The sequence below is a fragment of the Corynebacterium sp. genome (assembly GCF_030535495.1).
GTDB lineage: Bacteria > Actinomycetota > Actinomycetes > Mycobacteriales > Mycobacteriaceae > Corynebacterium.
Genome location: NZ_JAUNRW010000056.1, coordinates 5,531 through 14,438, shown reverse-complemented (window position 1 = coordinate 14,438; position 8,908 = coordinate 5,531). Strand labels below are relative to the sequence as shown.

Sequence of the window (8,908 nt, the reverse complement as noted above, 5' to 3'; positions counted from 1 at the left end):
ATCGACGGAACCCGGGGCGGCCTGGCGGCGAGCACCCCGGGTTCACGGTCTCTACTGGCTGTTGACCACCAGTCTAGCCGATGACGACGATGAGGTCGCCGCCCTCCACCTTCGTGGCCTGAGCCAGGGCGACGCGCTCGATGACGCCGTCCTTGGTGGCCGTGATCGTCGCCTCCATCTTCATGGCCTCGATGACGGCCACCGGATCGCCGGCCTTGACCTCGTCACCGACCTTGGCGTGGACCATGACCACACCGGCGAACGGTGCGGCCACATGGCCCTGGTTGGAAGCGTCGGCCTTCTCCGCGGAGGCGGTGACGGACTCGACGTTGCGGTCGCGGACCTTCATCGGGCGGATCTGGCCGTTGACGTTGGCCACGACCTGGCGCATGCCCTTGTCGTCGGGCTCACCGACGGCGTCGAGACGCACCACCATCGGCGGCTGATCCTTCTCGCCGAGCAGGCGGATGACGTTCTCCTCGCCCTCCTTGAGCCCGTAGAAGAACACGCGGTCCTCCAGGGCGGCGGTGTTGCCGTACTGGCGGCGGTGCTCGGCGAACTCAGCGGCCTGCTTCGGGAACAGCAGCTTGTCCAGGGTGGAGCGGCGGGTCTGGCGGTCCTCGCTGGCCAGTGCAGCCTCGTCCTCGGCGGGGACGTCGACAAGCGAGGACTCCTTGGTGGAACGGCCCGCCAGGGCCTTCTCCCGCAGCAGCGGCCAGCCGCCGGGCGGGTTGCCCAGGTCACCGCGGAGGAAGTCGATGACGGAATCCGGGATGTCGTACTTCTGCGGGTCGCTGGCGAAGTCGTGCGGATCCACACCGGCGCCCACCAGGTGCAGTGCCAGATCGCCGACGACCTTGGAGGACGGGGTCACCTTGGTGGGACGGCCCAGCATGTCGTTGACCGCGGCGTAGTAGTCCTCGATGAGCTCGAAGCGGTCCTCCAGCCCCAGGGCCTTGGCCTGAGTGCGCAGGTTGGACAGCTGGCCGCCCGGGATCTCGTGCTTGTACACACGGCCGGTCGGGCCGGGCACGCCCGCCTCGAAGGGGGCGTAGAGCTGGCGGACAGCCTCCCAGTAGGGCTCCAGATCGGAGACGGCCTGCAGGGAGAGACCGGTGTCGCGGTGGGTGTCGGCGAAGGCGGCGACGATCGCGGACAGCGAGGGCTGCGAGGTGGTGCCGGCCAGCGGGGCGGAGGCACCGTCGACGGCGTCGGCACCGGCCTGCGCGGCGGCCAGGTAGGTGGCCAGCTGACCACCGGCGGTGTCGTGGGTGTGCACGTGGACCGGCAGGTCGAAGTTGCGGCGCAGGGCCTTGACCAGGCGGGACGCGGCCGTCGGGCGCAGGAGTCCCGCCATGTCCTTGATGGCCAGGACGTGCGCGCCGGCCTCCACGATCTCCTCGGCCAGGTGCATGTAATAGTCGAGGGTGTAGAGGTTCTCGTTCGGGTCGAGGAGGTTGCCGGAGTACGCCATGGCGACCTCGGCGACGGAGGTGTTCGTCTCCAGGACCGCCTCGATCGCCGGGCGCATCTGCGAGACGTCGTTGAGGGCGTCGAAGATGCGGAAGATGTCCACACCGGAGTCGGCGGCCTCGGTGACGAAGGCGCGGCAGACGCTGTCCGGGTACGGGGTGTAGCCGACAGTGTTGCGCCCGCGCAGCAGCATCTGGATGTTGATGTTCGGCATCGCCCGGCGCAGAGCGTCGAGACGCTCCCACGGATCCTCGTGGAGGAAGCGCATCGCGACGTCGTAGGTCGCCCCACCCCAGGCCTCCACGGAGAGCAGCTCCGGGGTCATGCGGGCGACGTGGTGGCCGGCGGCGACGAGCGCGGAGGAACGGATGCGGGTGGCCAGCAGGGACTGGTGGGCGTCACGGAAGGTGGTGTCCGTGACGGCCAGGGCGTCCTGGTTGCGCAGCTCCTCGGCGTAGCGCTTCGGCCCCAGGTCACGCAGCACGTCGCGGGAACCACGCGGCAGCGGGCTGTCCTCCCGGATCGGCAGCTTGGTCACCGGGCGGATCTCGGTGGGGCGCTTGCCGTGCGGTTGGTTGACGGTGACGTCGGCCAGGTAGTTGAGGATCCGGCCGGACTCGTCATCGGCCGGCGGAGCCGCCAGCAGGTGCAGGTGCTCGGCGATGAAGCCGGTGGAGATGCGCTTGGTCTGGAAGTCCTCCTCCCGCAGCAGGGCCCGGAGGAAGCCGATGTTGGTGGCCACACCCGAGATGGTGAACTCGTTGAGTGCGCGCTGGGCGCGGGCCACGGCGGTGGCGAAGTCGGCGCCACGGCAGGTCATCTTGACCAGCATGGAGTCGAAGTTCGGGGAGATCTCACCGCCGAGGGAGGCGGCGCCGTCGAGACGCACACCCGCGCCACCCGGGGAGCGGTAGGCGGTGATGGTGCCGGTGTCCGGGCGGAAGTTGTTCGCCGGGTCCTCGGTGGTGATGCGGCACTGCAGGGCCGCGCCGTGGAGCTGGATGCTCTCCTGCGACAGGCCCAGCTCCTTGAGGGTGGCGCCGGCGGCGATGTGCATCTGGGCCTTGACCAGGTCGACCGAGGTGACCTCCTCGGTGACGGTGTGCTCGACCTGGATGCGCGGGTTCATCTCGATGAAGACGTGGTTGCCCTTCTCATCGACGAGAAACTCCACGGTGCCGGCGCACTGGTAGCCGATGGAGCGGCAGAACTTCACCGCGTCCTCACAGATCTGGTCGCGCAGCTTCGGATCCAGGTGCTGGGCCGGGGCGATCTCGACGACCTTCTGGTGGCGGCGCTGCAGGGAGCAGTCCCGCTCGTAGAGGTGGATGACGTCGCCGGTGGCGTCCGCCAGGATCTGCACCTCGATGTGCTGCGGGTTGAGCACCGCGCGCTCGAGGTAGACGTGACCGTCACCGAAGGCGGCCTCCGCCTCACGGGAGGCCTCGGCGGCGAGCTGGGCGACGTCCTCGGGCTTCTCGACGAAACGCATGCCGCGACCGCCACCACCGGCGACGGCCTTGACGAAGATGGGGAAGGTGAAGTCCTTCGACATCTCCACCAGCTCATCGATGTCGGTGGAGGGCTCGGAATCCTGCAGGACCGGCAGGCCGGCCTTCTTGGCGGCCTCGACGGCGGCGGACTTGTCACCGGTGAGGTCGAGGACCTCCGGCGGCGGGCCGATGAAGGTGATGCCGTTCTCGGCGCACTCGCGCGCCAGCTGGGCGTTCTCGGAGAGGAAGCCGTAGCCGGGGTAGACGGCGTCGGCGTGCGTCTTCTTGGCCGCACGCAGAATCTCGTCGATGTCGAGGTAGGCCTTCACCGGGGACCCTTCGGTGCCGATGCGCACGGCCTCGGAGGCGAATGAGCGGTGGTGGGAGTTGCGGTCCTCCTTCGGATAGACCGCAACAGTGGCGGCTCCCGTCTCGAAAGCGGCGCGGAAGGCACGGACAGCAATTTCGCCACGGTTGGCGACAAGTACCTTCTTGAAGGCAGGCAGAGTGGTTGTGGCCACGTTGGGGGTCCTTTCCGAACGTCATGTCGGGGGTGCGTCTGAGAGGAGGTGGACTCTCTTCCTCACCACAGTATCGCAATAATACGGGTCATCAGCGGGGGGTTTCGTCCCACGGAACGCGGGTAACCAGACACGAATATCCTGGTTGATGCCCGATTCCGGACACCGCGCACGGGGCGTCGATAAGCACTATTTTGTTCCGCAGGCCGGAAACTCCCGGGGCGCCGTACACGACAAATCCCACGCCACCCACCCCATTGTGTGGGCAGTGCCGTGGGATTCATCGATCTCGCCTGCCTGCGTCGTGAGACTTAGCGGGCGGCCAGCGGGGTGACCTGGCGCTGCTCCGGGCCGTTGTAGGCAGACAGCGGGCGGATCAGGGAGTTGTCGTTGTACTGCTCCACGATGTGGGCGGTCCAGCCGGCGATGCGGGCGACGACGAACAGCGGGGTGAAGAAGTCCACCGGGAAACCGAGGATGTGATACGCCGGGCCGGCCGGGAAGTCCAGGTTCGGCTTGATGCCGGTGCGGGCGTCCATGGCGTCGCGCATCTTCTCGTACATCTCGACCCACTTGGCGCCGTCGTGACGCGCGGCGAGATCACGGAAGGACTGCTCCATGGACGGCACGCGCGAGTCACCCTTCTTGTACACGCGGTGACCGAAGCCCATGATGAGGTCCTTGTTGTCCAGGGCGTTGTTGACCCAGTCGGCGGCCTTGGCGGGATCGTCGATCGCCAGCATGGTGTGCATGACGAACTCGTTGGCGCCACCGTGCAGCGGACCCTTGAGGGCGCCGATGGCACCGGTGATCGCGGAGTACACGTCCGAACGGGTGGAGGTGATCACGCGTCCGGTGAAGGTGGAGGCGTTGAAGGAGTGCTCGGCGTAGAGGATGAGGGACTTCTCGAAGTCACGCACATCATCCGGGTTCGACGCCGGGGAATCCTCACCGTTGCCGAAGACCATGGACAGCAGGTTGTGGGCGACGGACTTGTCCGGGTCCGGGGCGACGATGTCGAGGCCCTGGCGGCGGCGGATGTCCATGGCCAGCACCATCGGCAGCTGGGCGAGGAGGTTGTGGCCGACGTGGGTGATGTGGTCGGCGTCCGGGGTGAAGTGCTCCGGATCCTTGGTGCCCATGTAGGACACGGCGGTGCGCATGACGTCCATGGGGTGGCAGTCGGTGGGCAGGGAGTGGATGAGGGAGATCAGGCCGGCGTCGAGCTTGCGGTAGGAACGGCCGCGCTGGTTGAACTCGGCCAGCTGCTCCTCGGTGGGCAGTTCACCGTTCCACAGGAGGTAGAAGACCTCCTCGAAGGAGCACTCGGCGACCAGATCCTGGACGGCGTAACCGCGGTAGGTCAGGGAGTTGGTCTCCGGCATGACCTTGGACACGGCGGTGTAGTCGGCGATGACTCCGTAGAGTCCCTTGCGGACCTCAGGGTTGTTGTTCTCGGACATGGTGCTCATCCCCTTTCAGAGGGTGGTTACTGGGTGAAGGTGGGCTGGTAGGTGTCGGCGGAGTAGGTGAACACGGCCTGGTCGAAGGCGTTGTACTCGTTGTAGCGGAGCAGCTCGTAGAGGCGGGAGCGGTGCTGCATGCGGTCGACCCACCCGGTCTGGGTGCCGGTCTCGGCGATCTCGCTCAACGCCTCCTCCACCTGGCCCATGGCGATGCGCAGGGTGGTCACCGGGTAGATCACGGCGTTGAAGCCGAGATCCTCCAGCTGCTGGGCGGACAACAGGTCGGACTTGCCGAACTCGGTCATGTTGGCCAGCAGCGGCACGTCGACGGCCTTACGGAACTTCTCGAAGTCCGCCGGGGTGTGCAGCGCCTCGGTGAAGATGAGGTCCGCGCCGGCGTCGGCGTAGGCCTTGGCGCGCTCGATGGCGGAGTCGATGCCCTCGACACCGGCGGCGTCGGTACGCGCGCAGATGACGAACTGATCGTCGCGACGCTCGTTGACCGCCGCGGTGATGCGCCGCAGCATGAGGTCGGTCGGCACGACCTCCTTGCCGTCGAGGTGGCCGCAGCGCTTCGGGTTGACCTGGTCCTCGAGGTGGCAGCCGGCGACTCCGGCGTCCTCGAACTCGGAGATGGTGCGGGCGGCGGACATGGGCTCACCGAAACCGGTGTCGGCGTCGACAAGCACGGGCAGGTCGGTGACGCGGGCGATCTGACGGGAGCGGTGCGCGACCTCCGTGAGGGTGGTCAGTCCGATGTCCGGCAGGGCCAGGTCGGCGGCGACGACGGCACCGGAGACGTACACGCCCTCGAAGCCGGCCTCCTGGATCGCGCGGGCGACCAGGGGGGAGAATGCGCCCGGGAACTTCTGGATCTTCCCGCTGGTCAGCCCGTCACGGAATGCTTTACGACGCTCCGTCGGCGTCACCGGGGAGGAGAACAGGCCGGCCATCAGAACAGACCCTCGCCCACGGTGGGAGCCTGCGCCAGCACGTCTTCGTCGATCTCGATGTTGAGCTCGGCCAGGTCGGTGAGGTTCTCCAGGTTCTCGGCGGCCGCGATGAAGCGGTCCTGCTCCTCCTGGGAGACGACGCCCTCGCACAGGGTGCGGAACTTGGCGATGTACTGCTCGCGGGCGAACGGGCGGGCTCCGAGCGGGTGGGCGTCGGCGACGGCCAGCTCATCCTCGACGACGGTGCCGTCGGCGAAGGTGATGACGGCCTTGGCGCCGAAGGCCTTCTCGTTCGGGTCGGTGGAGTGGTAGCGGCGGGTCCACTCGGCGTCCTCGACGGTGGAGATCTTGTGCCACAGCTCGATGGTCTCCGGGCGATTGGCGCGCTCCGGGGCGTAGGAGCGCTCGTGGTGCCAGTCGCGGTCCTCCAGTGCCACGGCGAAGATGTACATGATCGAGTGGTCGAGGGTCTCGCGGGAGGCCTGCGGATCGAACTTCTGCGGATCGTTGGAACCGGTGCCGATGACGTAGTGGGTGTGGTGCGAGGTGTGCAGGACGATGGACTCGATGTCCGCCAGGTCCTTGCCCTCGGCGGCCAGGGCCTCGCCCATGCGGCGGGCCAGGTCGATCGGGGCCTGGGACTGGTACTCGGCGGAGTGCTCCTTGGTGTAGGTGTCGAGGATGCCGCGCTTCTCCTCGCCCTCACCCGGCAGCGGGACGGTGTACTCGTGGTCCGGGCCGGACAGCAGCCAGGCGATGACGCCGTCCTCGCCCTCCCAGATCGGGGACGGGGCGCCCTCGCCGCGCATCGCACGGTCGACGGCCTCGATGGCCATCTTGCCGGCGAAGGCCGGGGCGAAAGCCTTCCAGGAGGAGATCTCACCCTTGCGGGACTGGCGGGTGGCGGTGGTGGTGTGCAGCGCCTGGCCGATGGCCTGGTAGATGGTCTCGACGTCGAGGTCGAGGAGGGTGCCGATGCCGGCGGCGGCGGAAGGGCCGAGGTGCGCGACATGGTCGATCTTGTGCTCGTGGAGGCAGATGCCGCGGACCAGGTCGACCTGGATCTCGTAGCCGGTGGCCAGGCCGCGGATGAGCTCGCGACCGCCCTTGCCGGCCTGCTGGGCGGCGGCGAGGATCGGCGGGATGTTGTCACCCGGGTGGGAGTAGTCGGCGGCGAGGAAGGTGTCGTGGAAGTCGAGCTCGCGGACGGCGGTGCCGTTGGCCAGGGCGGCCCACTCGGCGGCGTACTTGCCCTTGAGGCCGAAGACGGAGGCACCGCGGCCGTCGGTGACGGGGCGGGCGGCGGCCATGGCACGGGCGGAGGTGACCGGGCGGCGCAGGACGGAGGCGGCCTGGACGGAGGCGTTGTCGATGATGCGGTTGATGATCATCTCCTTGGTCTCCTCCGGAACCTCGACGGGGTCGGCGGCGACGCGGGCGATCTTGTAGGCCAGGTGCTCCTCGTGGGGGAAATCCTCGGCGGAGCGGTAGGTGCGCACGGTGTGGTTGATCATGGTGTCGGGCTACTCCTCATGTGAGTGGACGATGCGTTGGCCCTCACAGTAGTGCGAATTCTGTGTTGGGAGTCACAGTAAAGCGGGCGTAAACTTGTGGCATCACATCGCAGTTTCTGCAAAACTTGCATAAACCCCTTGTCAGGGCGCTAATCGACGGAAAGGCCCGCACATGAGCAAGCACTTCGCGGGGGCACGGATCCGCACATTGCGGCGTGGTCGCAACCTCACGCAGCAGGAGATGGCCCGCCGCCTCGGCCTGTCGACCAGCTACCTCAACCAGCTGGAGAACGACCAGCGCCCCCTGACCGTCACCGTGCTCATGGCACTGTCCCAGCACTTCGACGTCGACCCCGCCTTCTTCTCCCCCGACCACGACGCGCGCACCATCAGTGAGCTTCGCGACGCCTTCCCCACCGTCCCCGACGACCAGCTGGCCGATCTGGCCGCCCGCTACCCCGATCTGGTCACCGAGGTCCTCGACCTGGCCGACCGCGCGCCCGTGCGGGGGGACGACTCCCCCTACCGCCTCGTCCGCGACTTCTTCTACGAGGCCCATAATTACGTCGACGCCCTGGACACCCTCGGCGAGGACCTCGCCCGCCGCCTCGGTGAACCCCAGCTGCGCCTCACCCGCTTATCGACCTCCCTCGACCGCGACCTCGGCGTCATCGTCCGCTTCCGCAAGCTCACCTCCGGCCCCCGGCGCGTCTACCACCCGGAGACCAGGGAACTCCATCTGCGGACCGGACTCTCGGAGGCCCAGCTATGCTTCGAACTCGCCCTGCAGTACGGCCTCACCGGGCACGCCGAGAAGCTGCAGGAACTCGCCGCCGAGCTCCCGACCGACGAGGCCCGCGAGATCGCCGTCCTGGCGCTCGCCCAGTACTTCGCGGCGGCCGTCGTCATGCCCTACGAGCAGATGCTCACCACCGCCGAGGACGTCCGCTACGACATCGATCGCCTCGCCGTGCACTTCGGCACCGGATTCGAGACGACGTGCCATCGCTTATCCACGCTCAACCGCCCCGGAAACCGCGGCGTCCCCTTTTTCTTCGTCCGCACCGACCGCGCCGGCAACATCTCCAAGCGGCAGTCCGCGACCGGCTTCCACTTCTCCCGTTCCGGCGGTTCCTGCCCCCTGTGGGTGATCCACCGTGCCTTCGAGACCCCGGGACGGGTGACCCGCCAGGTGGCGGGTATGCCGGACGGGCGCCACTACCTGTGGATCGCCCGGACCGTCGCGGGCCAGATCCACGGCTTCGGGCAGCCCCGCAAGGAGTTCGCCGTGGGCCTGGGCTGCGATCTCGAACAGGCCGAGCGTCTCGTCTACGCGCAAGGCCTGGACCTCTCCCCCACCTCAGCGACCCCCATCGGCCCCGGGTGCACAACCTGCCCCCGGGAACGCTGCCCACAGCGCGCGTTCCCCCACGCGGGCCGCCAGGTGGTCGTCGACCTCGACGCCACCCTGGACTTCTCCTACACCAC

The 8,908-nt window shown here is 68.0% G+C and carries 5 protein-coding genes; 1 reads left to right on the top strand and 4 read right to left on the bottom strand.

Annotated elements, in window-relative coordinates:
- Positions 1–73 precede the first annotated feature (73 nt).
- The 4 genes from Q4F73_RS08000 to prpD all read right to left on the bottom strand — a co-directional run bounded on the left by Q4F73_RS08000 (position 74) and on the right by prpD (position 7,420).
- Positions 74–3,487 carry a pyruvate carboxylase gene (locus tag Q4F73_RS08000; RefSeq protein ID WP_303358828.1) on the bottom strand — a complete coding sequence of 1,138 codons (3,414 nt, stop codon included), beginning with the start codon at positions 3,485–3,487 and terminating at the stop codon, positions 74–76.
- A gap of 311 nt (positions 3,488–3,798) precedes the next feature.
- A complete protein-coding gene (locus Q4F73_RS07995; protein ID WP_303358827.1) occupies positions 3,799–4,959 on the bottom strand; it encodes a bifunctional 2-methylcitrate synthase/citrate synthase in 1,161 nt (386 codons plus the stop codon).
- 17 nt (positions 4,960–4,976) lie between these two features.
- Positions 4,977–5,906 (bottom strand): methylisocitrate lyase, encoded by a 930-nt coding sequence (prpB, locus tag Q4F73_RS07990; protein WP_303358826.1) that lies wholly within the window; start codon positions 5,904–5,906, stop codon positions 4,977–4,979.
- The gene (gene prpD, locus Q4F73_RS07985; RefSeq protein ID WP_303358825.1) at positions 5,906–7,420 is read right to left on the bottom strand and encodes a 2-methylcitrate dehydratase PrpD; all 1,515 of its coding nucleotides are present in this window, start codon (positions 7,418–7,420) and stop codon (positions 5,906–5,908) included. Before prpD ends, prpB begins: the two co-directional genes overlap by 1 nt.
- A gap of 172 nt (positions 7,421–7,592) precedes the next feature.
- Here prpD and Q4F73_RS07980 point away from each other — a divergent pair.
- Positions 7,593–8,908, top strand: a 1,316-nt coding sequence (locus Q4F73_RS07980) for a short-chain fatty acyl-CoA regulator family protein (protein ID WP_303358824.1), incomplete at its 3' end; no start/stop codon positions are given.

Bases quoted from the DNA above. Each gene is read 5' to 3' on its own strand.
- Q4F73_RS07995 (WP_303358827.1), bottom strand. From the start codon at position 4,959: ATGAGCACCATGTCCGAGAACAACAACCCTGAGGTCCGCAAGGGACTC.
- prpB (WP_303358826.1), bottom strand. From the start codon at position 5,906: ATGGCCGGCCTGTTCTCCTCCCCGGTGACGCCGACGGAGCGTCGTAAA.
- prpD (WP_303358825.1), bottom strand. From the start codon at position 7,420: ATGATCAACCACACCGTGCGCACCTACCGCTCCGCCGAGGATTTCCCC.